Below are 24483 nucleotides of genomic sequence, written 5' to 3'. Positions count from 1 at the left end.
AGGGCAGGTACCGTTCATCCAACCTTTGCCTTGAGTGACGCCTGCGCCGTCCGGGCGACAAGCTTCCCGGTGACGCCCTTGGGCAGCACCACGCCGAAGAAGAAGCCCTCTTCAAACGGCTCCGTCGAATCCAGCTGGACCTTCACGCGTGACGCAATCGTTGTCAGCGCTGTCTTCAGGAACACCATCGCGAAGTCCGCGCCCACGCATGCTCGCGGTCCCCTTCCGAACGGGAAGAAGTAGCCGCTCCCCAGCGGGTCTCTCGCCGCGCCTCCGTTCAGCCAGCGCTCCGGCTTGAACGTGTCCGGGTCCTCCCAGTGCTTCGGGTCCCGGTGCAGGTGCTGGTTCGAGATCATGATCATCGAACCCGCCGGCAACGTGACTCCGGCCAGCTGCGCGTCCTTCGATGGCGTACGCGTCATCACCCGGACCGCAGGCAGGATGCGCAGCGCTTCGTAGGCCACCGCCTCCGCCCACTTCGCGCCCTCCAGCTTCCCGGACGTCAGCAGGCTGTCCGCCACCAGCGCCGTCGCCTCGGCGGCGAGGCGCGCGTCGGCCTCGGGGTACTTGTTGAGCTGGTGGAACGCTCCCACCAGCGTGACGCTGGAGGAGAACGCTCCGCCGAAGTACGTGCCCCCGAGCATGTGCGCCAGCACCTGATCATCGATGCCCGGCGTCTCCCGCAGGTAGCGCGACATCATGTCCACGGCACGCGGGTCCTGGCGCTTACGCGCCTCGCGGATTCGGTCCACGAAGTACCCGTAGAAGCGCGCCTTCACCGCCTCGAAGTCCTTGGGCGGCTTCACGAACTTCAGCGGCAGCTTCGACTGGATGCGCGCGTCCGCCGCCTTCGCGAGCAGCATGAAGTCCTCGTACACCTGATCCGGCGGCTTCTCCCCCAACTGAGCCACCGACAACGCGTCGAAGGTCAGCCGGCGCAGCACGGACGCGAGGTCGTCGATGCGCTCCTGCTTCAGCAGCGCATCCAGGGACTCGGAGATGGCCGCCTGCATGGGGCCCACCTGGTCCGCCAGCGCCCCCGGAGCCCACGACTGCGCCGAGGGCTCCAGGGCGCGCTTCTGCACCCAGTCCCCGCGCAGCTCCGCCGTGAACGCCGTGTCGTCCGTCGTGGAGGGGCGGATCTGCTCGCTGATGTTCCCCTTCTCGAACTCCATCCGGCGGGGGGACTCGTAGACCTCCGCGATGAGCTCCGGGTCGTTGAGCACCAGCCCGGGGTTGGGCCCCATCCAGATGAGCGTGACGCCGCCGTATTCACGGCCATAGCGGGCGCAGACGTCCCAGGGGGACGCCCCCAGGAAGTCCCCGGCGGTGCCGAGGATCCCCGGCTGGGGACCGGGCAGCGACGCGAACGGCTTACGCTTCGCGCCGAAGAACAGGTTGAAGATGCCGCGAGAAAGAGCGTTGGGCACGGGCTGTGTCTCCTGACGGCGCTAGACGGTGATGCCGCAGGGAATGCGGTCGGCCTGCAGGACGGTGTAGGGCACCGCGCTCTTCGCGTTGCGCGCCTTCACCGCCTCGGTCTGCGCGCGCAGACGCGAGTGGAAGCGGTCGCGGATGGCGAGCAGCTCCGGCTCCTGGAAGTAGTCCTCGCGCCAGCCGCCGTCGTGGAGCAGGTACTCCTCGTCCTCTCCGAAGCTGGACAGCGCGCGGCCCACCGCCACCTGCCAGAGCATCTGCGTCTTGGAGGGGATCATCTCGTGGATGTCCTTCTCCGCCAGGACGCCCTTCTTGCGCGGCGGCGCCTGGCGCATGCACAGCGGCGCGTTGGGCACGAAGGCGTAGTGCTCGTACTGGAGGTAGTTCACCGCCGCGTGCTGGACGCTGACCGTGAAGAGCACCGTGGTGAGGATGTCCGTGAGGTCGGAGACGCGCTTCAGCTCCGCGCACGGCAGCTTCTCCACGGGCATGCCGTGCTCGGTGAGGTCCTTCCACCAGCGCTGCATGTCGCCGTCACGCACCAGGTCCTCGTCCGACGTGTAGAAGTGCCCCAGCACCCCGCCGACGTACTCCTCGATGGCGTCCCACAGCAGCAGCGAGTCGTCGCGGTACGGGTAGTGCGGGAGCACCGCCGGGTCGAGCACGCCACGGCGCTCGATGTCCGGGCGCGGCTTGTTGTCCGCGAGCGTCCAGGCCTTGTAGCCCTTCTTGCCCAGGAACACGTGCCCCTGGTCCGGGCCGCCGGTGGCGATGAGGTCGTCGAACACGCCGCCCGCGGCGAGCAGGCCCTTCCGGGCGCCGTCGTTGATGGCGAGCGTGTAGCGGAAGTGCCGGCGCAGCAGCTTGTAGACGGGGTGCGGGTCCGGGAGGTTTCGCATCGTCGCCATGACGAACGGCTCGGCGATGAAGTGGGTCCTCAGCGCGTGGCCCACCATCTGGTGCGTGTTGCCCTCGCTGCACCGCACGTAGATCTTCGCGGCCAGCCAGTCGTGCGGACTGTCATTGGGCGTGAACACCGGATCCAGCTCCGGGTCACGGCCGAGCTGGATGGCGATGGGCCGCAGCAGCCGCGTGTCGTCCAGGTACAGCAGGCAGCGGGACGCGGGCGCCCAGCGGCGCTCCTCCACGCCGTCCTTGTCGGTCTTCTTGAACATGGGCACGTCGCCCAGGATCTCGAAGTCGAGCAGGAAGACGCGCTTGCCCGCCAGCGCCTGCTCGAGCGTCGTGCCCGGAGAGAGCAGGCCGCGCAGCTCACCGTCCGTGAGAGGCATTCCCTCTGGCAGTGCGGTGATGGACTGGATGTGGACGGGGCTGATGCCCTGCACGGCCTGACGGGCGAACTCCGCGTCGTCCTGCCAGCGCTGGGCGAGCGTGGGCAGCTCGATGCCCTTGAAGAAGTCGAAGATGTCCACGAGGCCGTTCCACGCCTTGCTCAGCACGGGCATGTGCAGCTTGATGGCCGCGAGCGTCTTGGCGATGACGACCTCGTAGCTGCCGTCCGCGAGCCCCCGGTAGAGCTCGTCCTTGGGCAGCGGCCGCTGCTCCGTGATGTCGAGCGCGCCAGGCAGCCCGGCGGTCGCCTCCGCGGGGCGCCAGGGATACATGCGCTGGCGGGCCAGGAGCAGGTCGGTCCGGGCCACCTGCTCGCGCTCGTGGCGGACCTGCTGGGGCAGCCGCGCGGTGCCCTCGAGCACTTCGGCGGAGGACTTGCCCAGGACCCAGCGGTAGTACGGGAAGAACCAGTGCCGCCCCGTCGTGGTGACGGTCACCGAGTCGAGGAGCCAGTCACCCCCGACGCCCCCCCCGGCGTTGGAGAACCGGAGCAGGAGCAGGTCGCCCAGGTCCTCGGCCTTGACGGTGTAGGCGTCCACCGCGCCGGCCTCGAAGTCGTTGTGGAAGCGCTTGTCCAGGCGGTACGGCTGGCTCTCACCCTTCGTGCCCACCAGGACCACGGAGATGGCAGAGTTGGTCCCCGCGCCGAGCTTCGAGCTCGTGCGAATCGTCAGCGTGTAATCGGTACTCATGAAGTCTCCACTAGCACGGGGCGCACGGCGTGCGGAGACGCCACGGCACACGCGGAGAAGGTGACCGAAGCGGGCTGCCGTGGATCCGATAGGCGCCTGCCCTCGGGGACGAGGGCGCGAGTATGGGATTGCCGCAGGCATGGTACCGTCCCGCGCGATGAAGCCCGCTTCCCGTCGCGCCCCTGCTGTAGGTGGTTCCCGCGGTACCTGTCGGGGGTCGTCGCTGACCACGGCTGGGATTGAGGCGCGGCGCTGATGCCTACCGCGTGGCGCCGCCTGCTGACCTCGCTGGGGTTCTCCTCCAAGGCCCAGGAGCCGCCGCTGCTGGAGGCGGAAGAGCTGGCCCGGTGGTACGGGGGGCTGGGATTGAAGGAGCGGCTGGCGGTGAGCCGCAACCTGGTCAAGCAGGTGCGAGCGCCGCGAGCGCTGAGGGATGCCTCCACCCTGCCCGCACGGGCCCGGGGCCGGCTCGTGTTCGAGCAGGACGGACCGCAGGGGCCCATTCCCCTGCACCACCTCAAGGTCGAGCTGTGGGACCGGGACCTCGGCACGCCGGACGACTTCCTGGGCGAATCCTTCACGGGCCCGGATGGCGCGTTCGAGATCCGCTACGACCCAGAGGACGCGGGGGAAGGAGACCTGCCGGACCTGGAGCTGCGCTTCTTCGAACCGCAGCACACGTTCCGCCAGGACGGCCGCGTGGTGGAGACATGGAAGCGCATCGGTTCGGAGCGGGGGCCGGACGACCACGGCGGCCACGAGTACGACTTCGGGACGCTCCGGCTGCCGTACTGGGAATACGACCCGTCGACGCCGCTGGCCCGGCTGCTGGTGGTGGAGGAAGGCACGCCGCCCACGGCCTACGCGCCGGGACGCGCGCTGGCGATGCTCAAGGCCGTCGCGCCCATCGAGCTGGTGAAGCGGCAGCACCAGTTGCAGATCCGCCTGGGGCAGGCACCGAGCCTCGCGAAGATCCAGGCGGACTACCCGGAGACGACGACGGTCCGGATGGAGCGCGAGTCGCCGGGCTCCTCGCGCAGCGACGCCTGGTTCGGGGAGCGGCTGCTCAACGGGATGTTCTCCAGCATCCTGGACCGGGATCCGGAGGATGCGCAGGCGTTCCGGCTGTACCTGCCCTGGAATGCGTATGAGCAGGACGGAGTGCACTGCCTGCCGGACGTGGACCTCCGTCTGCGATTGGTGGACGGCAAGCTGATGCCCCAGCGGATCATCCTGGGGATGCGGGAGCCCGGAGCGACGGCACCCGGCTCACCGGTGACGCGCCGGACGTTCACGCCCGCGGATGGCGCGGACTGGGAGGCGGCGAAGCGGATGGCGCGGGTGAGCGCGACGCTGGACGTGGAGCTGGGCAACCACCTGGGGCAATGCCACTTCAACGTGGAGCAGTACGCCATCGCCGCGCACCGGAACCTGAGGCGCAATCCCTTGCGCTGGCTGCTGATGCCGCACCTGCGGGAGGTGGTGTTGATCAACCACGCCGCCAATGGGTTCCTGGTGGGCCCCACGGGCTACATCTCCCGGGCCAGTGCGTTGACGGAGCGAAGCATCAACCAGCGGCTGGAACACCTGCTGGGCAGCTACGACTGGAAGGGCTTCGCGCCCGCGACGCCGGTCTGTGAAGGACACCGCTACGCGCAGGCGGGACAGCTGTTCTGGAAGCTGCTCGGGGAGCACATCGACGCGTTCTTCGCGGAGCACGGCGCGGAGATTGAAGCGCAGTGGCAGGAGGTGCACCGGTTCTCGGACGACCTGGTGGCGCATTCAGCGCCAGCGTTCGTCTGTCGTTACCTGCGGGCGCGGGTACCGGGGAAGGAAGCGCCGTGGTTCGTGCGCTCGGAGCGCATGGATTTGGGAGCGAAGGTCGCGGAGCCGGCCGCCAAGGCCGTGAGCGCGGTGACGCGGACGGATGCGCCGCAGCCGGGTGAGCTGGAGGCGCTGAAGAGTCTCTGCCGCTACGTCATCTTCTTCGCGACGTTCCGGCACGCCTGGGCGAACAACCTCCAGTGGGAGGACGCGGGAGAGGTCCTGTACTCCTGTCTGGGATTGCGCTGGGGCAAGGGAGGCGCGCTGTCGACGGAGGCGGACCTGGACGTCGCGCCCACGCCGGATGAAGCGACGGAGATGCTGTGGATCTCCTGGATGCTGTCCAAGACGAACTACGGCTTCATCCTGTCCAACGAAGAAGAAGACCTGCATCCCCGCCTGCTGGAGCTGCTCCGGGCCCATGCCGCGGACTTCGCGGCCCTGGGCCTGGACGTGCGGACGGTCAGCTCCCGCATCAACATCTGAGCGACTTCAGTACGTCCAGGGGAAGCGCTTGAAGTCGCGCTTGCGCTTCTGGACGAAGGCGTCGCGGCCTTCCTGTGCCTCTTCCGTGCCGTAACCCAGACGCGTGGCCTCTCCCGCGAAGAGCTGCTGGCCCACGAGGCCGTCGTCCGGGAGGTTGAAGGCATACTTCAGCATCTTGATGGCCGTGGGGCTCTTGGTGTTGATCTCCGCCGCCCACTCCAGCGCCACCTTCTCCAGGTCCTTGTGCGGCACGGCCTTGTTGATGGCGTTCATCTGGAACGCCTCGTCCGCCGTGTAGGCCTGGCCCAGGAAGAAGATTTCGCGCGCTCGCTTCTGTCCCACCTGCCGCGCCAGCAGCGCGCTGCCGTAGCCCGCGTCGTAGCTGGCCACGTCCGCGTCCGTCTGCTTGAACATTCCGTGTTCCTTGCTCGCGATGGTCATGTCGCAGACGACGTGCAGGCTGTGCCCGCCACCCGCCGTCCAGCCCGGCACCACCGCGATGACCACCTTCGGCAGGAAGCGGATCTGCCGCTGCACCTCCAGGATGTGCAGCCGCCCCAGCCGCGCCGGATCCGCCGCGTCCTCGCCGGGCTCGTACTTGTAGCCGTCCTTGCCGCGGATGCGCTGGTCGCCACCCGAGCAGAACGCCCACCCGCCGTCCTTCGGCGACGGCCCGTTGCCCGTGAGCAGCACCACGCCCACGTCCGTCATGAAGCGCGTGGCCTCCAGCGCGCGGGCCAGCTCGTCCACCGTCTTCGGACGGAACGCGTTGCGCACCTCCGGCCGGTTGAACGCGATGCGCACCGTGCCCTGATCCACCGCGCGGTGGAACGTGATGTCCTTGAACTTGTGGCCTTCCACCGGCTGCCAGCGGGACGCGTCAAAGAGGTCCGAGACCATGCGCTGTCTTGCTCCGAAGATGGGGAGAGTGAACGGCCCGGAACCCTAGCGGTTTCCGCTCGGGGACGCCCGCGCTACCGTGCGCGCCATGCCCACGAGCCTGCTCGTCGTCCATGTCCACGTGCACGTGCTGCCCCAGCACGTCGACGCCTTCCTCCAGGCCACCCTCGCCAACGCCCGCGAGAGCGTGAAGGAGCCCGGCATCGCCCGCTTCGACGTCTGCCAGGACAACGAGGACCCCACCCGCTTCGTCCTCGTGGAGGCCTACCGCACCGCCGACGCTCCCGCCGCGCACAAGGAGACCGCCCACTACCTCACGTGGCGTGACACCGTCGCCCCCATGATGGCCGAGCCCCGCTCCGCCCGCCGCTACACCAACCGCTTCCCCGACGACGCGGCCTGGTGACATGACGTCCGCCCCCTTCGAGTTCGCCACCGCCACCCGCGTCCTCTTCGGCCCGGGCCGCGTCCAGGAAGTCCCCGACCTCGTGCGCGGCCTCGGCGGCCGGAAGGTCCTGCTCGTCACCGGGACCAACCCCGCCCGCGCCGAGCCCGTCCGCGCGGGGCTCGAACGGCTGGGCATCCCTTCCGCCTCCTTCCGCGTCGCGGGCGAGCCCACCGTCGACCTCGCACGCGAGGGCACCGCCGCCGCCGTGGACGCGGGCTGTGACGCCGTCGTCGCCATCGGCGGAGGCAGCGCGCTCGACGCGGGCAAGGCCATCGCCGCGCTCGCCGCGAATGGGGGCGACCCGCTGGACTACCTGGAGGTCATCGGACGGGGCCAGGCCCTGACGAAGCCGTCGCTGCCGTTCGTGGCCGTGCCGACCACGGCGGGCACCGGCTCCGAGGTGACGCGCAACGCGGTGCTGGGCTCGAAGGAGGCCGGCGTGAAGGCCAGCCTGCGCAGCCCGATGATGCTCCCCCGCGTCGCGCTGGTGGATCCGGACCTGCTGGAGCACGCACCCGCGGCCGTGCTCGCTGCGGGCGGCCTGGACGCGCTGTCGCAGCTCATCGAACCGTTCCTGTCCATCCGCGCCCAGCCGCTCACGGATGCGCTCGCGAAGGAAGGCATGCAGCGCTCGGCCCGCTCGCTGCGCAGGGCGGTGTTGCACGGCCCAGGGCTCTCGGAGCGCGAGGACCTGGCCCTCGCCAGCCTCTTCGGCGGCCTGTGCCTCGCCAACTCGGGCCTGGGCGCGGTGCATGGCTTCGCGGCGCCGCTGGGCGGGATGCTCGGCGCGGCCCATGGGGCGTTGTGCGCGGCGCTGCTCGGAGCCACCCTGGAGGTGAACCTGGAGGCGCTGCGCTCCCGCGCTCCAGACCATCCCGCCCTGCCCCGCTTCCGCGAGCTGGCGGTGCTGCTCACCGGCCAGACCCACGCCCGCGCCGAGGACGGCATCGCCTGGGTAAAGGACCTGGTCCACGCCGTGCGCATCCGGGGCCTGCGCGACATGGGCCTTACCGACGCGGCGGTGCCCGGCCTCGTCGTCAAGGCCCGCGCCGCCAGCAGCATGAAGGGCAATCCGCTCCCGCTCACCGACGCGGAGTTGACGACGCTCGTCGAACGGTCGATGTGAGGACCCGCCCATGAAACCCGCCGCCCTTGTCCCCGTGGTGCTCGAACGTCTGCGCGAGAAGTATCCCGACGCGAAGTACGAGCTGAACTGGAACACCCCCTACCAACTGCTGGTGGCCACCATCCTGGCCGCCCAGTGCACCGACGAGCGCGTCAACCGCGTCACCGCCGAGCTGTGGAAGAAGTACGACGGCCCCCAGGCCATCGCGGACGCGGACACCGCGGAGCTGGAGGAGGACCTCAAGCCCACCGGCTTCTTCAAGCAGAAGACCAAGACGGTGCAGGCCATGACCCGCGCGCTGCTGGACGCGCACCGGGGGGAAGTCCCGTCGAGCATGGAGGACCTGGTGGAGCTGCCCGGCGTGGCGCGCAAGACGGCCAACGTCGTGCTCAACACCGCCTTCAATCAGGCCTCCGGCGTCATCGTGGACACGCACGTGGCCCGCGTCAGCCAGCGCATGGGCCTGACGAAGCAGGAGAAGCCGGAGGCCATCGAGACGGACTTGATGAAGCTGGTGCCGAAGGACGACTGGACGTTCTTCGGCCCCGCCGTGGTGCTGCACGGCCGCTACACCTGCGTGGCCAAGAAGCCCAAGTGCGCGGAGTGCCTGTTCAACGACGTGTGTCCGAAGCTGGGAGTGGTTTGAGCCGTCACAGGTGCGCGAGCACCGCCAGCGTCAGCACCCAGTCCAGTCCGGCTTCGAGGAAGTAGTACGTGGAGCCGTCCAGCGACGTGCCGAAGCCGGTGCCCAGATGGCCCAGGGGCCCGGCGAAGAACTTCACGCCCAGCTCGGCCCCCAGGTTGATGGGGGTGCGCCGCGAGGGCGAGTTGTCCAGGTACGGGCCCACCAGCGCCCGGCCATAGGGCGCGAACCAGTTCGTCACGAAGTGCTGGTAGCCCACGGTGGCGTTCAGCGACAGCCGCCTCGAGTCCAGGCCCATGTTGGCGCCCAGCGTCAGCCGGCGCGCCTTGAGCCCCATGGGCTGCACGTTCACGTCCAGCGCCCAGCCCAACCCGCCATCGAACGGAACGCGCCAGCCGATCGCGAACTCCGTCGTCGACTTGTCGATGGACAGCGCCTCGTAGCGGAACTGTGCCGCGCCCACCGCGTCCCCGCGCGCGTCCTGGATGTCCGCGAGCGCCAGCGCGGCCTCTTCCGAGTCCTCTTCGTACACCTTGCGCAGCGGCGGCTCCGCGCCGTCCAGGTCGCCGCGCGCCAGGCGGTCCTTGCCCTGCGTCAGACAGGCGGACGTGGAGCCCATCGCGCACGCGAGCCCGAAGGCCCGGTCCGCCTCCTCCCTCCGGCCATCCGCCTGGAGCTGCTGTCCCCACGTCTCACAGGCCCAGGCGCTCCCGCCGTTGCACTTCTCCTCCAGCGTGGGGGCGCGCGTCGCCTCCTGCGTCGTCACGCACGCCACCGTCAGCAGGCACGGCCACAGGCACAGCCAACGGACGAGGGACACCGGAAGACCACGGAGGGCTGGGGCCGCAACCATGGTCCACATTCAAACACACCGCTCGGGCGGCGGCGCGTTCGGCCCGGTGCGTCGTTCAGCGTTCTTCCAGCGGCCCTTCCCCGTCGTGGATGACGCCCGGGTTGCGGCCGATGTCCGGCCCGTCCCCGCTGCGCTCGTCGGCCTTCTGTTCCTCGGACGCGGTGTCGCCGGAGCCGCCCACGCCTTCCCGGAAGCCGTCGGCGGCTTCGCGGCTGGACTCGCGGAGGCTCTCGGCGGCCTTGCCGGCGCCGTGCTGGACGTCCTTGGCGGCCTCGCCCACCTCCTGCCCGACCTGCCGGGCGTTCTCGTTGACGGACTGCTGCTGCCGCTCATTGCAGCCCGTCGTGAAGCTCACGGTTCCAATCACACCCAGCACGACGAGCCCGTTGAAGTGGCGTGTCCACATGGTCGTCTTCTCCCCCGAGGGTCCCGGCCCTCTGGGGTGAAACGTAGGCACGCCTGCTCCCCGGCAAACTCCCGGCTTTCTTCCCGGGAGGCTCCCGGGGCCCGCTTGCCTGTCAGCCCCCTGCGCGGGACCGGCGGAAGGCCTCCGGGGACGTGTTCCACCAGCGCTTGAAGGCGCGGTGGAAGGCCACCGGATCCGCGTACCCCAGCAGGAAGGACACCTCCGCGATGGACATGCGCCGCTGGAGGTAGCCCTGGGACAGCTCGCGCCGCAGCGCCTCCAGGATGCCTTCGTAGGTGCGGCCCTCCGCAGCCACCTGGCGCTGCAACGTCCGCGGGGGAACGCGCAGGGCCCGCGCCACGGCGGTGAAGGAGAAGTCGCCGCCCGCCAGCGTCCGCCGCACCTGTTCGCGCACGCGGTCCGACAGGGTGTCGGTGACGGGCAGCCGCTCCAGCGCGCGGCGGGCCTGGTGTTCGAAGACGGCGTTGAGCAGCGCGTCCGCGTGGACGAAGGGCCGGTCCGCGTCCGCGTGGGAGAACTCCAGGTCACTGGCCAGGGCGCTGAACTCCAGCGGACAGCCGAAGAGGGCTTCGTGCTCGCGCGTGTCCGCGGGCGCCGCGTGGACGAAGCGCGCGCGCAGGGGCCGCACGTCCGCGCCGGTGAAGACGCGCACGCCCATGGCCAGTTGCACCAGCGCCAGCTCGGTGAGGTGCCGGTGCGCGGGCCGCCAGGACGGGCCCACCGGCGTGAATCGCATGCGCACCCCGCGCGGCGTGTCCTCCACCACGAAGCGCTCACCGTCGCCCCAGACGCGCTGGTAGCGGCAGCCGCGCGCCATGGCCTCGCGCAGGTGGGCGCTGGTGAGGATGACGAGCGACGCGGGGTCATCCGCGTCCATCACGTCCAGCCCGGTCATGTGGAGGCCCAGATTGTCATCCCCGGTGAGCGCCACCGCGCGCTCCAGGATTTCGTCCAGGGCGGCGTAGGGGATGCGCGCCTCCGGGTCCTCCAGCTCCGACCATCGCAGGCCCAGTTCCTCGCAGAGCCGTTCCACGGGCACGCCCTGCTTCGCCGCCGCGAGCAGGCCCTGACGTGCAAGCCGGGCGGAGAGCGAAGGAGGAGCGGAGGACGTCACGGGCAGGGACGCTAGCGACCGCTTGGCGCGAGCGGCAAGCCGTTCTGGCGCGACCGGTCAGTGCACCGGCCGCGAGTGGACGGCACCGTGTCCCGCATGGACTCCACCGCCACCGAGCCCCCCGCCCTGCTGCCCCGCCTGCACCTCTTCGAACTGATTGATCAGCCCTGGTATCCACGCGCGGCGAGGAACCTGTCCACGGACTACCTGCACACGGTGTCCTCGCGGATGGGGTTGTTCGACGTGGCGGCGGACGTGCTCGCGAAGGGGCTGCGGGCCTCAGGCACGGAGACGCTGGTGGACCTGGGCTCCGGTGGCCGGGGGCCCGTGCCTCGAATGCAGCGGCTGCTGGAAGCGCGGCACGGCTTGAAGACACAGGCCGTGCTCACGGACCTGTACCCCAACGCGGAGGCCGCCGAGCGAGCACGGGCCGAAGGCGCAACGTACCTACCCAGACCCGTGGACGCGCGAAAGGTGCCCGAAGACCTGCGCGGCATGCGAACGCTCTTCAACGCCTTGCACCACTTCCGCCCGGAGGAGGTCCGCGAGGTGCTGGAGGACGCCCAGCGCAGGGGCGAAGCCTTCGCGGCCTTCGAGGTCGTGCACCGCACGCCGGGCGGCGTCCTGGGAACGTTGCTGGTGCCGTTGCTGGTGCTGCTCTTCACGCCGCTCATCCGGCCGCTGACGCCGCTGCGCCTGCTGCTCACCTACGTGGTGCCGGTGGCGCCGCTGGCGCTCGCATGGGACGGGCTGGTGTCCACGCTGCGAGCCCATCGGCCGGAGGAACTGAAGGCCCTGACCCAGAGCCTCCAGCGCCCGGGCTACACCTGGGAGGTGGGCCAGGTGCGTGAGAAGGGCAAGGGCGTCGTCACGTACATCCTCGGGATGCCCGTGCGCGACGCGCCATAGGCCGGTCCATGTCGCTGCTCCCTCAGTCCGGCGTCTCTTCATCATCCGGAGGCGTCGGCTCCGGAGGGAACTCCTCTTCCGGATCATACACGTCGCTCGAGTCCATCCCCGTCGCCTCCTCGTCAGGGGCGGCGGGCGCGTCCAGCTCCGCCGCGTCCTCATCGGAGTCGCCTTCGTCCTCCCCGGTCGTTTCCTCTCCGAGAACAGGAACGACCTTGGGCATGTCGAACCGCACTCGGGCTGGCGCCGCCACCGGCTTCGTCTTGCATCCCCGCGCATCGAGGAACACGTCCAGCGCGACCACCTCGTCCCAGCGCTGTGCATCCACGAGGTCGACGGTGCTGGTGAAGGTCTCCGTGGCACCGGCCGCCAGGCTGAGGATGCGCAGCGGGTTCGCCAACACGGAGGCCCTGTCCTCGCTCACGTCCTCGTCCGGGCCATAGCCCTGGAAGCAGGCATCGGCGTTGATGCGCCGGGCGCTCACGTTCTTCACGGTGTACTGGAGGCGGTACGCGTTGTCTTCGCCCGACTTCCGCAGGTCGACGTCGGACAGCACGAGTTCTCCCGGCTGTGGCTTCCCCGGCCGTCGGGGCGCCGGCGCGTCCCCGGAGGAAGGGCTTCCCGTGGGACGCAGCCGCAACGGCTCGCTGGCCGCCTGGAATGCGTCGTCCAGGCAGTGATTCTCCCGGGCCGTGTACAGAAGCACCGTCAGGGCCTCCTTCCAGGAGGCCTCCACCACGTAGGCGCGGTCGACGAAGACGTCATCCGTGCCGCCCTTCACGGTGATGCTTCCCAGTGGCCCTTCATGGATGACGAAGCCCTTCTCGTCCAACAGCGCCAGGCATGAGCTTCCACGCGCCTGCGCCGTCCCCACGTTGGTGAGCGTGTACGTGACGTCCACGGTATACGGAGTGGTGCGCTTGAGGGTCACGCCGGAGAACTTCAGCGGCTTCACCTCCTTCGCAGCCGGCTTCGCGTCCGGAACACCCGCCTGCACCCGGGCCCCGCCGCCCGCGTCAGGCACGGCGCTCGCCTGGGGCTGCTCCTTCTTGCAGCCCGCTCCCCACAGCACCGCGCTCCCCACGAGCCACGCGCACAGAAGCCGCGCCCACCCGTCACTCCGCATCATGCCGAGCCTCTTCACTGCCGGCCTTCGCCGGGAGGTTGACCGGCTGGCCCGGGTTGCCGGCGCTCCCGGACATGACGCAGCCATAGCGGTCCACGAAGAAGCGCAGCACCGTCGCCTCCTCCCAATGTCTGGCCTTGTGGAAGGCCACGGGGACCGTCTGGGTCGACGAAGCCTTCGGGGCCAGGTCGAATGCCCCGACGTCGACCTCCTCCAGGGCGTAGGCGCCTTCCCGCGCATAGGCTCGCAGGCACCCCGACCCGGAGGCCCGGTGGCCGCTCACGTTCTTCACCGTGAACGTGAGGGAGGGCTCCGTTGGGGTCCCGGCCTGCTGGAGCTGGAGGCCGGACACCTCGAAGTCCTCCGGCGCCGGCTCCGGCGGCGGAGCGGGCAGCAACAGGTTCGCGGGCGCGGGGGCTCCCGTCGGGAGCATCCGGAAGGGCTCACTGGTCGGCTGGAGGGGGTGGGCATCGCAGTGGTCCTTGTCCGCCGTCGTGTAGAGCAGGACGGAGCGGGCCTGGTTCCACTGCAGGTCGTCCACGTTCGTCCCGTCCTCGAACGTGTCCTCCAACCCGCCCTTCACGGTGATGCTCCCGAGCCACCGGACCTCGATGGCCAGGTCGTGATCATCCAGCAGCATCAGGCACGTCTTCCCGCGCCCCTGCACCGTGCCCGGGTTGGTGAGCGTGTAGGTCACGGTCACGCCGCCGTCCTCCACGCGCTTCAGCCCCACGTTCGAGAAGCGCAGGGGCTTCGAAATCTTCGCCAGGGGGCCCGCGTCAGGAACGCCCGCGTCCACGGGCGCGCTCGCCTGAGGCTGCTCCTTCTTGCACCCGACCCCACACACCGCCGCGAGGCCCAACAACACCAGCACCTTCCGCGGATCACTCCCCATGGGTCGTCTGCTGCTCGTGGTTGGCCTCCTCTTCCGGCTCGTAGGCGTCGCTCGAGTCCATCCCCGTTTCGTCCTCGGGATAACTGACGGGCTCGGCCTCCACTCCTTCCTCCGGCGCGTGGATGGACTCGGGCTTCGTGAACTTGAAGCCCGTGTTGTCCGTGTCCGCGTCGTCCGCGCAGCCGTAGGGGCTGGTGAAGAGGCGCAGCACCGTCACCCGGTCCCAGTTCCGGTCGTTGTCGAAGACGATGGAGTCCTTGACCGTCTCCGAAGCCCCCGGGGCCAGGCTGAAGTCTCCCACCGGGGACTCCTCCAGGTGGGGCGCGTCCTCCTTCCCCAGGTAGGCCCGCAGGCACCCCGAGCCTGACGCCCGGTGGTCGCTCACGTTCTTCACCGTGTACGTGACGTTGTAGTCGTCGGACAGGCCGGCCTGGGTCACCTCGACGTTGGACACCTCGAAGTCGGCCACCTGCGAGGCCTGGAGTTCCCGGGGCGCGGGTGCGTCCGCCGGAGCAGGCTGGCCCGTGGGCAGCAGGCGCAGGAGCTCACTGGTCGCCGCGGGCACTCCATTCGAGCAGTGGTACTCGCCCGCCGTGTAGAGCATCACGGTCCGGGTCTGCGTCCAGGACGTCGAGCCCAGGGACACCCTGTCCTCGAACGTGTCCGTCGTCCCGCCCTTCACGGTGATGCCGCCCATGCGCTTCACTTCGATGACCGCGCCCTGGTCGTCGTGAAGGGACAGGCACGCATCCCCGCGCCCCTGCGCCGTCCCCGGGTTGGTCAGCGTGTAGGTCACCATCACGGTGATGCTGTTCTGGGGCCGGAGCGTCACGTCGGAGAACCGCAGCGGCTTCGCCACCTTCGCCGTCGTCACTGCTCCCGCGTCCGGAACGCCCGCGTCCACGGCGGCCACGGCCACGACGCCCGCATCCACGGGCGCGCTCGCCTGGGGCTGCTCCTTCTTGCATCCGGCGCCCCACACCACCGCGCATCCCAGCAGCAGCACACCCAGCGCGTTCCCGCGCCGCTGATCACTCCGCATCATGAAGCCCCCTCCACTGCACGTCTTTCTGTCGGGTTTCATATGGGACACCGCCACGGTGCGGCAAGAAGCCCCACCTCGCGCGTGCTTGACGCGGCAGGTCCGGAGCGCTCGGATGCGCGGCACCTATGCCCACTCCCAAGCTGCTCACCCGCGCGGAAGCCACCGACTACCAGGAAACGTCCCGCAGCGCCGACGTGGTCGCCTTCGTCGACGCCCTGTGTGCCCAGACGAAGCTCGCGAAGCGCGTGGACTTCGGCCAGAGCGGTGAAGGCCAGCCGCTCATGTCGCTCATCCTCAGCGACCGCAACTGCTTCACGCCGGAGCTGGCGAAGAAGCAGAAGAAGCTCATCGTGATGGTGGAGGCCAACATCCACGCCGGTGAGGTGGAGGGCAAGGAGACCCTCCAGGCGCTCGCGCGCGACCTCACGCTCACGTCCATGGGCAAGAAGCTCCTGGACCGGCTGTGCATCGTCTTCGTCCCCAACTTCAACCCGGACGGCAACGACCGCATCAGCAAGGGCAACCGCGCGCTGGACCTGAAGAACCTGGAGGGCCAGGTCAACCCGCCCGGCGGCGTGGGCATGCGCTACACGGGCGAGGGCTGGAACCTCAACCGCGACAACATGAAGCAGGAGGCCCCGGAGACGCGCGCCCTGGCGAAGCTGTACCAGGCATGGTGGCCGCACCTCTTCGTGGACTGCCACACCACCGACGGCAGCATCCACGGGTTCGACCTCACCTTCGACATCCCGCACGGCAACGCGGAGCTCCTGCACACCTCGCGCGACTACAACCGCGAGCTGGCCGAGCGCGTGTCCGCCGCGGTGAAGACGAAGCACGGCTTCGACAGCTTCTGGTACGGCAACTTCCGCAAGGAGGGCGACCCGCGCTCCGGCTGGCACACCTACCCCGCCCTGCCCCGCTTCGGCAGCCACTACCGCGGCCTGCTGGGCCGGCTGGACGTGCTCTTGGAGACGTACAGCTACATCGACTTCCCCCGCCGCTGCGCCGTCATCCGCGCGTGGGTGCTGGAGCTCATCCGCGACGCGGCCCGCTACGCGAAGGAGTACCGCCGCGTCACCGAGTTCGAGGAGGCGGCCATCATCGCGCGCGGCCAGAACCCCAGCGTGCGCGAGTGGGTGGGCATCAACTACGGCGTCGCGCAGCGCGCGTCGGACGGCGCGCTGGTGTTCGACTACCCGGCCTACGTGAAGGACGGTGACACCGCCGTCATCAACTCCTTCGACGAGGCGAGCATCGAAGCCCGGCGCTACCCGGGCAAGCGCAAGAAGGTCTACAAGACGCCGCACCACCGCACCTTCGTGCCCACGCAGGTCGTGAGCACGCCGGCCGGGTACCTGGTGCCCGCGTCGCTGGCCTCGCGCCTGGACGGCCACGGCATCCGCTACGAGAAGCTGGCCAAGGCGCAGCGCTTCCAGGTGGACAGCTACCGCATCGCGCGCAAGGAGGAGACCTTCAGCCCGGACGTCGCCGCCAACGTGCCGCCCCCGGGACAGGACGAGGTGCCGCTCAGCCAGAAGCCCAAGCCGGTGCGCTTCGAGACCATCCTCACCGTGGCCCCCGAGCGCTCCGAGCAGGAGTTCCCCGCCGGCACCCTGCTGGTGGGCACCGACCAGCGCACGGGCACGCTCATCACCTACCTGCTGGAGCCGCACTCGGACGACGGCTTCTGCCGCTGGCAGTTCCTGGATGACAGCCTGAAGGTGGGCGAGCTGTACCCCATCCACCGGGTGGTGGAGTCCACGCGGGCCCCCCAGAAGGTGGAGTAGGCGGTTCGCCACCGGACGCCGCCATGCCCCCGGGTTTGTCATGCCCGGGGGCATTGGCCCTAGACTGGTGCCCGCAGGACCCGCGGAGATGCTGCGGGGGCACGCGGGAGGCCCCGGATGGCTGGCATGTGGCAGACGCCCCGAGGCACGCGCCTTCCGGGGCGCAATGGCGTGACGCGCATCGGCGGCCTTTTGGCCCTGGTGCTCTGCATGGCCCTGGGCTTCGTCGCCGTGCGCGCCTGGAGGCAGCACGGCTCCGGGCCGGAGACCCCGGCGCTGTGGCTCTCGGACGCGCCCCACCGTCCCCTGGAGGTGCGCCTGAGCCACCCCGCCGCGGATGGCTACCGCCCGTATGCGCCGCCCCGGGGCGGGGACACGCTGGCCCCACCGGTGCCGCTGGGCGCGCTGTCCCGCCTGGAGGAGCGCGGGGATGCGCACGGCGTGGGCATCAGCTACCTGCTGCATGGCGACACGGAGCAGGCGCTCGCGTACCTGACGCGCACGTCGCCGTCGCTGGACCGGGACAGCGACCTGGCCGCCGTCGCCATCCTGCGCGGCCGCTCCGACGAGGCCCTGACGTTGCTGGACGCCACGCTGGAGGCCATGCCCGAGCACCCGCAGGCGCGCTGGAACCAGGCCGTGATGGCGCGCGAGCTGGGGCTGACGCTGCTGGCGGCCACGGCGTTCGAGGCGGTGGCCGCGAAGGGCGAGCCCGGCTGGAGCGACGAGGCGCGCGAGCAGGCGCGGACGTTGCGCGCCCGCTTCCAGTCGCGAGCGGATGCATGGAAGGCCACGCACGAGGCGTTCCTCGCCCGGCTGCGCTCGCCCCAGGCGCCGCTGCCGCTGGAGGGCGCGGCCCGCTTCCCGGGCATGGCGCGCGAGTCCTTCTACGAGCTGCTGGCGACCGCGGAGGACGCCGCGCAGGTCCAGGAGCTGCTGCCGCTGGCGCGGGTGCTGGACCATGCGGCCGGTGGCACCCTGCTGGAGGACACCGTGAAGCGGGTGGCGGCGCTGGACTTCGCGCGCCGGGCACCGTTGGCGCGGGAGTACGCGAAGCTGGTGCAGGACGCGCATCCCAATCCGGCGAGCCTCATCGAGCGGCTGCGCCAGGAGACCACGGCGAAGGACGTGCTGCTGGGCGCGCTGCTGCGCACGCCGGGCGTGGCGCGCACGCAGGAGGAGCTGCGCGCCCTGACGGTGGGAGAGCCGGATCCGTGGGTCCTCTCGCGCGTGGCGCAGGAGGTGGCGCGGCTGGAAGACCTGGCGGGCCAGGGCCCCCAGGCCGGGGACCGGCTGCGGGAGATGCTGAACGAATGCCGCGCGAACAAGCTGCCCCTGCGCTGCGTGGACGTGCTCCTGCGCTTGAGCAGCCGCGCGACCGCGTCGAACCGGCTGCTGGAAGCGGAGGAGTCCGCGCAGGCTGCGTGGCAGGAGGCCGCCGCGCTGGGGGAGTGGGACCGGGAGGGCTTCGCGCTGGTGATGCTGGCCAACGCGACGCGCTTCCAGGTGCGGGTGGCGCTCTCGCGCGCCTACCTCGTCGAGTCCCTGGCCCGGCAGCCCGATGACTGCAGGGCTCGCACGCAGGCGCACCTCAACCTGGCCTCGCTGGCGCTGATGCGCTTCCGGCCCCAGGAGGCGCGGCAGGAGCTGGAGGAGTCGCTGGCGTGCGGCCAGTCCCCCGGGCTCCAGAGTGCGTGGATCCTCGCGGACCTGGCGCGGCTGGCGCCCCGGCCGTCGGACGAGGCGCGCCTGAAGGCGGCGTTGGACCGGGCGACGCCACTGCGGGAGAACGCGGGACGGCGCGTGCTGGCCACGCTCATCCGGGGACGGTTCGAGGTGGACCGCGACTGGCAACAGGGCCAGCAGGTCCTCCGGCAGGCCATCGCGGAGGCGGAGCCGCTGCTGCGCGTGAACGCGGACGCGCGCGACGCGAGGGCGGTGGCCTTCCAGACGCTGGCGGTGAGCGCGGGCCACGCCGGCGCCTTCCGCGAGGCGATGAACGTGGTGGCCGAGAGCCTCCAGGTGCCCGTCCCGGAGGGCTGCGTGCTGGCCGCGGCGGTGGAGGCCGAGCGCACGGTGACGGTGGTGCGCGGGACGAAGGGCCAGGTGCAGGGGCGCTACGACGCTTCCCGCACGACGCCCCTGCGCGACGACCTGACGGGGCTGGTGCCCGATGACCTGGTGGCCCTGCTGCGCGACTGTCCCCGCGTGGCGGTGCTGGCCGCGCCGCCCCTGGACAGCCGCGCGGGCATCCTGCCGTCGGACCTGGCCTGGAGCTACCGGGTCAGCACGGGCATGCAGACGGCGTCCTCCGCGAAGCCTCCGCTGCACGTCGTCGTGTCGGACGTGGAGCCGCCCATGACGCTGCGGCTGGCGCGGCTGCCCTCCGCCATGGACGTGGACCTCGCGGGCGCGCAGCGGCTCTTGCGGCTCAAGGGCGCGCAGGCCACGCCCGAGCGCGTGCTGGAGGCGATGGAGCAGGCCACGGACATCGACATCCACGCGCACGGCGTGGTGGACCGCGCGCTGTCGGACGCCACGATCATCGCGCTGTCGCCGCAGCAGGACGGCCGCTACGCGCTCACCGCGGAGGAGCTGCGCCGCCGTCACCTGCGGGGCGCGCCGCTGGTGGTGCTGGGCGCGTGCAGCGCGGCACGCCTCGCGCCCATCCTGCATGAGACGTCCTCGCTGCCGCAGGCGTTCGTCGCGTCCGGGGCCCGGGCCGTCTTCGCCGCCACGGCGGAGATTCCGAACGACGCGGGCGCCTTCTTCCGCGCGGTGCGGGAGCGCATCCAGTCCGGCGAGGAGCCCTCCCAGGCCCTGCGCGCCGAGCGCCTCGACTGGAGCAGCAAACAGCCCGGGATGCGCTGGGTGAACAAGGTCCTGCTGTACCAGTAGCGCCGGGCTCAGTCCCTCGGAGGCAGGGGCGAAGGCTGGGGCTCCGCGTCGACGTCCCACGTCACGTTGGGCTCCGGCAGCGCGAAGGCCTCGAACGACACGGCGACGCCGCCGTCTGGCGCGCTGAAGCCGTACCACCACCCCACCGGCAGCAACACCCAATCGCCGGGCGACAGCGTCACCTCCAGGCGCAACGGTGCGTCGTCACCGTCCGACGCCGTGGTCACGCGCCGCAGCTCGAACGCCGGGACGAGCTGGAGCCGCCGCTCCCCGTGCACCTGCGCCAGCAGCACGTTGCGCCGCGCCGCGCGCAGGGGAGCTTCCGCCCCGGGCGGCTCCCACCACAGGCGCGGCTCGCACGCACGCGCGTCCTCCGCCGTGAAGCCCCGGAGCGTCGTCAGGCCCCGTGTCAGGGTCTCGAGTCGCGGATCCTCGAACAGCGGCACGCAGCACGCGTGTCTCGCCTCGCGCTCGCCCAGGAGCGCGGCCACGTTCCCGGGGCTCCAGGGGCGCGGCTCCAGCGATGTGCCCTGACGCATCACCACCGGCAGGTTGTCGAAGTAGTAGCGCTCGAAGAACGCGGCGGGCGTCAGCGCTTCATGCCGGTCCACGCGCGGAGGCCCTTCCGTCTGCTGGAACAGCTCCGAGTACACATCCAGCAGCCCCTCCAGCTTGCGCTGCATGCCCACCGCGCGCAGGGCTCCCGCGACGAAGGGCTCCTCGCGCTCCAGCTCCACCGCCCGCTGCGCCTGCTCCGCGGGCACGCCCGCCTTCTCCAGCGACGCCACCAGCTCCTTCGGCGACGCGCCGCGCACCAGGTTCTCCACCAGCCACCGGCGCCACTCGGGTGTCAGCGGCGACGTCCCCTGCTCCAGCGCATGCGAAGCTCTCATCGGTGCTCCTCCGGAGGCGTGGCGCCCAGCCAGCCCTCCCGCCAGAAGGTGTTGAGGCCGGGTGTCTGCTCGAAGCTCACGAACGTCACCGACAGGCTCGGGTCCAGCGCCCGCAGCGCATGCCACCACCCCACCGGGATGAAGAGCGTGTCTCCCGGCCCCACCTCCACCGTGTGCAACGCCACCCGGGCGAAGTCCGGGAAGCGCTCCAGGTCCGGCGCCAGCACATCCACCGCGCTGTAGAAGCCGCGCACGTTGGACATCCACGGCGTCTCCCACGACGGCGCCAGCCACACCTGCTTGCGTCCCCACACCTGGCAGAACAGGACGTTGAGGTGATCATGGTGCAGGTTGGACAGCGTCCCCGCCGGCCCCAGCCACAGGTGCACGCGGTCGGGCTCGCGCAGGTCCGGGTGGATGTAGCCCTCCGGCGCGCGCAGGTCCTCCAGCAGCGGCCGGAACGCCTCGCGCAACAACAGGCTGTTTCGAGCCACCAGATACATGTCGTTCGCCGGCGCCCCGTCGAACCGCGCCAGCAGCTCCCGCAGCGGCACGTCCCGGCGCAGGCGGTCCGCGTGGAGGTCCGGCAGCTCCTGGGCATCGCGCCCCGCCATCACCTCCACCGTCTCATCGCCGAAATGCTCGGCCATCCACGCGGGCGTCCAGCGCGTCCGCGCCGGCCAGTCCTCCATCAGCCCCTCAATCACAACCGGCCGGTTGCGCCGGTAATACTCATGGAAGAATTCCGCTGGAGCCAGCCGTGACCGCCGCTCCACGCGAGGCCCCGGCAATGCCTGCCGTCTCAACACCGACCGTGTCTCAAGCAATGACTCAAGCAATCCCAGACGTCCCGTGAACTCCCGGGCACGCGTCACCACAACGTCAGCTTCCGCGGCCCGAATCGTCTCCCAGACAACCTCCGAGGCCACCCCCGCGGCTTCCAACCGGGCTCCGAGGCTCGCGGAGGACACCCCCCGCGCAAGGTTATTCGCGAGCCACGTTCTCCATTCAGGGGGGAAGGAAGACGTCATCGCCGGCCCCCTTGAGTCGGGCTGAACCATTTGGGTCGTCCACATCCACCACGAGCGGACTCCATGATACCTCCCGAAAACTCATACCAAATCGTCCCGAATCCCAATCCCCCTTGTGACCCCGAGCAGGAGGACCTCCGCCGGAAGCGGGCTCCCGAGCCACCCGCGCCCACGCCGCCGCCTTCCACGCCGCCCCTTCCTCAAACGCCGAAGGGCGAAAAGCTCAACGGCTGACGCAAGCGATTGAAGCGGCGGCACACCTCAGCCGAAGGTGTGCCACCGCGTGTTTCCGCCCGGCACGTCCAGCGACTGGAACGTCAGGGACACGCTCACGTCCAGGGCGTGCACCTGGTGCCACCAGCCCACGGGGATGAAGAGCATCTCCCCGGGGCCCACCACCACCTCGTGCACGTGCGCGCGGGCGAAGTCCGGGAAGCGCTCCAGGTCCGGCGCCGCGGCGTCCACGGCGCTCCACACGTGCGTGTGGTTGTACAGGCGGGGCGTCTCGAAGGACGGGACCAGCCAGAAGCGCTTGCGCCCATGGACCTGGCAGAACAGCACCGAGTCCACGTCATGGTGCAGCGCCGTGCGCGTCCCGGCCGGGCCCACCCATAGCTTGATGCCGCCGTGCTGCCGCTTCGGGTACACGAAGCCCGGGGCCGGCCGCAGGTCATCCAGGAGCCCCCGCAGCTCCGGCCGCTCCAGCGCGAAGTTGCGAGCGGTGAGGTACAGGTCGTTGGTGGGCCCGCCCTGCTCCAGCCGGCGCAGGAAGTCCCCCAGCCGCATCACCGTGCGGCACGCGTCCGGGGACACGTCATGGTCCGCGCGGGCTTCGCGGCCCGCCATGACCTCCACCTCCACGTCGCCGTAGTCCCGCGCCAGCGCCTCCGGCCGCCAGCGCTCCAGGAGCGGCCAGCCCTCCAGGAAGTCCACCAGGACGACGGGACGGTGCGCCCGGTAGTAGCGCGCCTGGAACTCCTCCGCGGACACGCCCCGCCGCCGCTCCACGCCCCGGCGCGACTGCCCATGCAGCGCCGCGCGAGCCTCCAGGAGCGCCACCACCTCCGCCGCCCGCGCGCCGTGCACCGCCCCGGCCTCCACCGCCGGGTGCCGCCGGGCGCGAGCCACCTCCGCCCGCGCCTCCTCCGGGGCCACCCCTCCGGCGACCAGCGCCCGGGCCAGCGCCGCCTCCGGCACGCCCCGCAGCAGGTTCTCCGACAGCCACGCATCCCACGAGGGTGACAGGGCCATGGCCCCACTCTAGGCCACCGTCGAAGTGGCACGGAAAGGGGGCCCTCTCCCCACATGCCCTACAGGGTCAGTGCGCCCTTGAGGCCCAGCACGACGATGTCGCGCGCGTCCTCGTCACCGCCGGGACGGATGAACTGGAGGTTGGGCCGCAGCACGAGCCACTGCGTCGCGTGGAGGCTGTAGTACAGCTCGCCCAGGTACTCCGTGCGCGGCACCACGGTGGCGGAGTCCTGGGCCTGCTTCGCCCGCTGGGCGGAGACGTAGCGGCCGTTGGAGTGCGTGGTGCCCAGCGCGAAGCCCACGTCGTCATCCGCCCGGCCGAAGACGCCGGTGTACCCCAGCCCCAGCGCGTACTGGCTGTCCTGCGCGGAGGTCCGCCGGTCCGCGTGCGTCAGGCGCAGGAAGACGTTGAGCCCCTGCGCGGGGTTCTCCGCGCCCAGGACGTGCGTGAGCTGCTGCCGCGCGACGAGGTACGCGCCATAGCGCCCGTCCCGCTCCACGCCGTCCAGCAGGATGTCGGGCGCGTTGGACGTGTCGTACCAGGCGCCCAGCTTGTAGAGCCCCTCCAGCCGCCCGCCCCCGAACTTCGGGTTCCACCCCAGCTCCAGGGGCAGCATCACGCCCGTCGCCCCGTTGAAGCGCCCCAGGAAGAAGGCCTCCTCCAGGTTGCGCGGGTTCACCTCGTACGCGGCCAGCTGCACGTAGGCCACCTTCGCCATGTCCACGCGCAGCCGCGTGCCCCACTGGCTCACCGGCCAGTTGAACCAGTAGTTGCCCACGATGTTGCCGGGCTGCGCGCCGCAGAAGGTCAGGTTCTGGAAGTCACAGGGGAAGTCCGCCGTGTCCTCGCCCATGGTGACGCGGCCCAGCTTCAGGTGCACCCGCCCGTCCCAGAAGAGCTGGTCGTACCAGAGCTGCGTGAGGCGCCCCACGTTGCCGCGCCCGTACACCTCCTGCACCAGCTGGAGGTTGCCCAGCGCCATGTCCGCGTTCAGGTTGTTGCCGTTGCGGTGCGTGAACGTGAACTGGAAGGTGCCGCCCTTCACGCCCGCCAGCTTCTCCAGGTCCAGGCCCAGCCCCACGTTGAGCTGGCCCGCCTGCCGCAGCGCGTGTCCCTTGCCGCCGCGCGCGTTGTAGGCGAGCTCCGTCACGTAGCGGACCTGGAGCGCGACGCCCAGCTCGTAGAGCAGCCCGCGCGCCCCGCCCCACTCACCCGTGAGGCCCGGAGGCATCTTCGTCTCGGCGGCGAAGGCCGGCCCCGCGCACAGCAGGACCCAGGCCAGCACCCACGCCCCGAAAGCCCGTCCCCGCATCGCGCCCTCTTCCTCGCACGTCACGGGTC

Annotated in this window: 20 protein-coding genes; 7 read left to right on the top strand and 13 right to left on the bottom strand. The window is 70.7% G+C overall.

Annotation, left to right across the window (positions count from 1 at the left end):
* Positions 1-14: 14 nt before the first annotated feature.
* Together JYK02_RS07980 and JYK02_RS07975 are read right to left on the bottom strand one after the other, a co-directional pair.
* Complete coding sequence (locus tag JYK02_RS07980; RefSeq protein WP_207050295.1) at positions 15-1430, bottom strand: cytochrome P450; 1416 nt, start codon at positions 1428-1430, stop codon at positions 15-17.
* Positions 1431-1451: 21 nt separating this feature from the next.
* Entirely contained in the window at positions 1452-3482 is a 2031-nt protein-coding gene (locus tag JYK02_RS07975) for a lipoxygenase family protein (protein ID WP_207050294.1), read from the bottom strand.
* A gap of 255 nt (positions 3483-3737) precedes the next feature.
* On the opposite strand from JYK02_RS07975, the gene JYK02_RS07970 reads away from it, so the two are divergent.
* Positions 3738-5792 (top strand): lipoxygenase family protein, encoded by a 2055-nt coding sequence (locus JYK02_RS07970; RefSeq protein ID WP_207050293.1) that lies wholly within the window; start codon positions 3738-3740, stop codon positions 5790-5792.
* A 6-nt stretch (positions 5793-5798) separates the two neighbouring features.
* Here the strand turns inward: JYK02_RS07970 and JYK02_RS07965 are convergent, their stop codons facing one another.
* On the bottom strand, positions 5799-6692 hold the full coding sequence (locus JYK02_RS07965; RefSeq protein WP_014395551.1) for a 1,4-dihydroxy-2-naphthoyl-CoA synthase: 894 nt from the start codon (positions 6690-6692) through the stop codon (positions 5799-5801).
* An 88-nt stretch (positions 6693-6780) separates the two neighbouring features.
* Between JYK02_RS07965 and JYK02_RS07960 the strand changes: the two genes are divergently transcribed.
* The 3 genes from JYK02_RS07960 to nth are packed head-to-tail and all read left to right on the top strand — an operon-like array spanning position 6781 to position 8912.
* The gene (locus JYK02_RS07960) at positions 6781-7098 is read left to right on the top strand and encodes a putative quinol monooxygenase (RefSeq protein WP_207050600.1); all 318 of its coding nucleotides are present in this window, start codon (positions 6781-6783) and stop codon (positions 7096-7098) included.
* 1 nt (position 7099) lies between these two features.
* Positions 7100-8266, top strand: a complete 1167-nt coding sequence (locus tag JYK02_RS07955) for an iron-containing alcohol dehydrogenase (protein ID WP_207050292.1) — start codon at positions 7100-7102, stop codon at positions 8264-8266.
* Positions 8267-8276: 10 nt separating this feature from the next.
* A complete protein-coding gene (gene nth, locus JYK02_RS07950) occupies positions 8277-8912 on the top strand; it encodes an endonuclease III (RefSeq protein WP_207050291.1) in 636 nt (211 codons plus the stop codon).
* A 4-nt stretch (positions 8913-8916) separates the two neighbouring features.
* On the opposite strand, the gene JYK02_RS07945 is transcribed toward nth, so the two are convergent.
* From JYK02_RS07945 to JYK02_RS07935, 3 genes are all read right to left on the bottom strand, one after another.
* A complete protein-coding gene (locus JYK02_RS07945) occupies positions 8917-9729 on the bottom strand; it encodes a hypothetical protein (protein WP_207050290.1) in 813 nt (270 codons plus the stop codon).
* Between the two features lie 88 nt (positions 9730-9817).
* A complete protein-coding gene (locus JYK02_RS07940) occupies positions 9818-10168 on the bottom strand; it encodes a hypothetical protein (protein ID WP_207050289.1) in 351 nt (116 codons plus the stop codon).
* 112 nt (positions 10169-10280) lie between these two features.
* A complete protein-coding gene (locus JYK02_RS07935) occupies positions 10281-11303 on the bottom strand; it encodes an AraC family transcriptional regulator ligand-binding domain-containing protein (protein ID WP_207050288.1) in 1023 nt (340 codons plus the stop codon).
* 96 nt (positions 11304-11399) lie between these two features.
* On the opposite strand from JYK02_RS07935, the gene JYK02_RS07930 reads away from it, so the two are divergent.
* On the top strand, positions 11400-12212 hold the full coding sequence (locus JYK02_RS07930) for a hypothetical protein (protein WP_207050599.1): 813 nt from the start codon (positions 11400-11402) through the stop codon (positions 12210-12212).
* A 22-nt stretch (positions 12213-12234) separates the two neighbouring features.
* Here the strand turns inward: JYK02_RS07930 and JYK02_RS07925 are convergent, their stop codons facing one another.
* The 3 genes from JYK02_RS07925 to JYK02_RS07915 are packed head-to-tail and all read right to left on the bottom strand — an operon-like array spanning position 12235 to position 15278.
* A complete protein-coding gene (locus JYK02_RS07925) occupies positions 12235-13341 on the bottom strand; it encodes a hypothetical protein (protein WP_207050287.1) in 1107 nt (368 codons plus the stop codon).
* Positions 13328-14233: a hypothetical protein gene (locus JYK02_RS07920; protein ID WP_207050286.1), complete on the bottom strand. Its 906-nt coding sequence runs from the start codon at positions 14231-14233 to the stop codon at positions 13328-13330. Before JYK02_RS07920 ends, JYK02_RS07925 begins: the two co-directional genes overlap by 14 nt.
* Positions 14223-15278, bottom strand: coding sequence for a hypothetical protein (locus JYK02_RS07915; protein WP_207050285.1), 1056 nt, complete (start codon positions 15276-15278; stop codon positions 14223-14225). The genes JYK02_RS07920 and JYK02_RS07915 overlap by 11 nt, the downstream gene beginning before the upstream one ends.
* 125 nt (positions 15279-15403) lie before the next feature.
* Between JYK02_RS07915 and JYK02_RS07910 the strand changes: the two genes are divergently transcribed.
* On the top strand, positions 15404-17068 hold the full coding sequence (locus tag JYK02_RS07910; RefSeq protein WP_207050284.1) for a M14 family metallopeptidase: 1665 nt from the start codon (positions 15404-15406) through the stop codon (positions 17066-17068).
* Positions 17069-17185: 117 nt separating this feature from the next.
* Positions 17186-19966, top strand: a complete 2781-nt coding sequence (locus JYK02_RS07905; protein WP_207050283.1) for a CHAT domain-containing protein — start codon at positions 17186-17188, stop codon at positions 19964-19966.
* Between the two features lie 8 nt (positions 19967-19974).
* Here JYK02_RS07905 and JYK02_RS07900 read toward each other — a convergent pair whose 3' ends face one another.
* The 4 genes from JYK02_RS07900 to JYK02_RS07885 all read right to left on the bottom strand — a co-directional run bounded on the left by JYK02_RS07900 (position 19975) and on the right by JYK02_RS07885 (position 24454).
* On the bottom strand, positions 19975-20859 hold the full coding sequence (locus JYK02_RS07900) for a hypothetical protein (RefSeq protein ID WP_207050282.1): 885 nt from the start codon (positions 20857-20859) through the stop codon (positions 19975-19977).
* Positions 20856-21635: a cupin-like domain-containing protein gene (locus tag JYK02_RS07895; RefSeq protein ID WP_347402446.1), complete on the bottom strand. Its 780-nt coding sequence runs from the start codon at positions 21633-21635 to the stop codon at positions 20856-20858. The genes JYK02_RS07900 and JYK02_RS07895 overlap by 4 nt, the downstream gene beginning before the upstream one ends.
* A gap of 516 nt (positions 21636-22151) precedes the next feature.
* On the bottom strand, positions 22152-23141 hold the full coding sequence (locus tag JYK02_RS07890) for a cupin-like domain-containing protein (RefSeq protein WP_207050280.1): 990 nt from the start codon (positions 23139-23141) through the stop codon (positions 22152-22154).
* 59 nt (positions 23142-23200) lie between these two features.
* Entirely contained in the window at positions 23201-24454 is a 1254-nt protein-coding gene (locus JYK02_RS07885) for a carbohydrate porin (protein WP_207050279.1), read from the bottom strand.
* Positions 24455-24483: the final 29 nt, after the last annotated feature.

The organism is Corallococcus macrosporus, from assembly GCF_017302985.1.
Classification (GTDB): Bacteria; Myxococcota; Myxococcia; order Myxococcales; family Myxococcaceae; genus Corallococcus; species Corallococcus macrosporus_A.
Note: the sequence above shows the minus strand (reverse complement) of the source record. Positions and strands in the feature narration are given on the sequence as shown.

Excerpts from the sequence above, each read along its gene's own strand:
- JYK02_RS07975 (WP_207050294.1), bottom strand. The coding sequence starts at position 3,482 with ATGAGTACCGATTACACGCTGACGATTCGCACGAGCTCGAAGCTCGGC.
- JYK02_RS07970 (WP_207050293.1), top strand. The coding sequence starts at position 3,738 with ATGCCTACCGCGTGGCGCCGCCTGCTGACCTCGCTGGGGTTCTCCTCC.
- JYK02_RS07965 (WP_014395551.1), bottom strand. The coding sequence starts at position 6,692 with ATGGTCTCGGACCTCTTTGACGCGTCCCGCTGGCAGCCGGTGGAAGGC.
- JYK02_RS07960 (WP_207050600.1), top strand. The coding sequence starts at position 6,781 with ATGCCCACGAGCCTGCTCGTCGTCCATGTCCACGTGCACGTGCTGCCC.
- JYK02_RS07955 (WP_207050292.1), top strand. The coding sequence starts at position 7,100 with ATGACGTCCGCCCCCTTCGAGTTCGCCACCGCCACCCGCGTCCTCTTC.
- nth (WP_207050291.1), top strand. The coding sequence starts at position 8,277 with ATGAAACCCGCCGCCCTTGTCCCCGTGGTGCTCGAACGTCTGCGCGAG.
- JYK02_RS07940 (WP_207050289.1), bottom strand. The coding sequence starts at position 10,168 with ATGTGGACACGCCACTTCAACGGGCTCGTCGTGCTGGGTGTGATTGGA.
- JYK02_RS07930 (WP_207050599.1), top strand. The coding sequence starts at position 11,400 with ATGGACTCCACCGCCACCGAGCCCCCCGCCCTGCTGCCCCGCCTGCAC.
- JYK02_RS07925 (WP_207050287.1), bottom strand. The coding sequence starts at position 13,341 with ATGATGCGGAGTGACGGGTGGGCGCGGCTTCTGTGCGCGTGGCTCGTG.
- JYK02_RS07920 (WP_207050286.1), bottom strand. The coding sequence starts at position 14,233 with ATGGGGAGTGATCCGCGGAAGGTGCTGGTGTTGTTGGGCCTCGCGGCG.
- JYK02_RS07915 (WP_207050285.1), bottom strand. The coding sequence starts at position 15,278 with ATGATGCGGAGTGATCAGCGGCGCGGGAACGCGCTGGGTGTGCTGCTG.
- JYK02_RS07910 (WP_207050284.1), top strand. The coding sequence starts at position 15,404 with ATGCCCACTCCCAAGCTGCTCACCCGCGCGGAAGCCACCGACTACCAG.
- JYK02_RS07905 (WP_207050283.1), top strand. The coding sequence starts at position 17,186 with ATGGCTGGCATGTGGCAGACGCCCCGAGGCACGCGCCTTCCGGGGCGC.
- JYK02_RS07900 (WP_207050282.1), bottom strand. The coding sequence starts at position 20,859 with ATGAGAGCTTCGCATGCGCTGGAGCAGGGGACGTCGCCGCTGACACCC.
- JYK02_RS07890 (WP_207050280.1), bottom strand. The coding sequence starts at position 23,141 with ATGGCCCTGTCACCCTCGTGGGATGCGTGGCTGTCGGAGAACCTGCTG.
- JYK02_RS07885 (WP_207050279.1), bottom strand. The coding sequence starts at position 24,454 with ATGCGGGGACGGGCTTTCGGGGCGTGGGTGCTGGCCTGGGTCCTGCTG.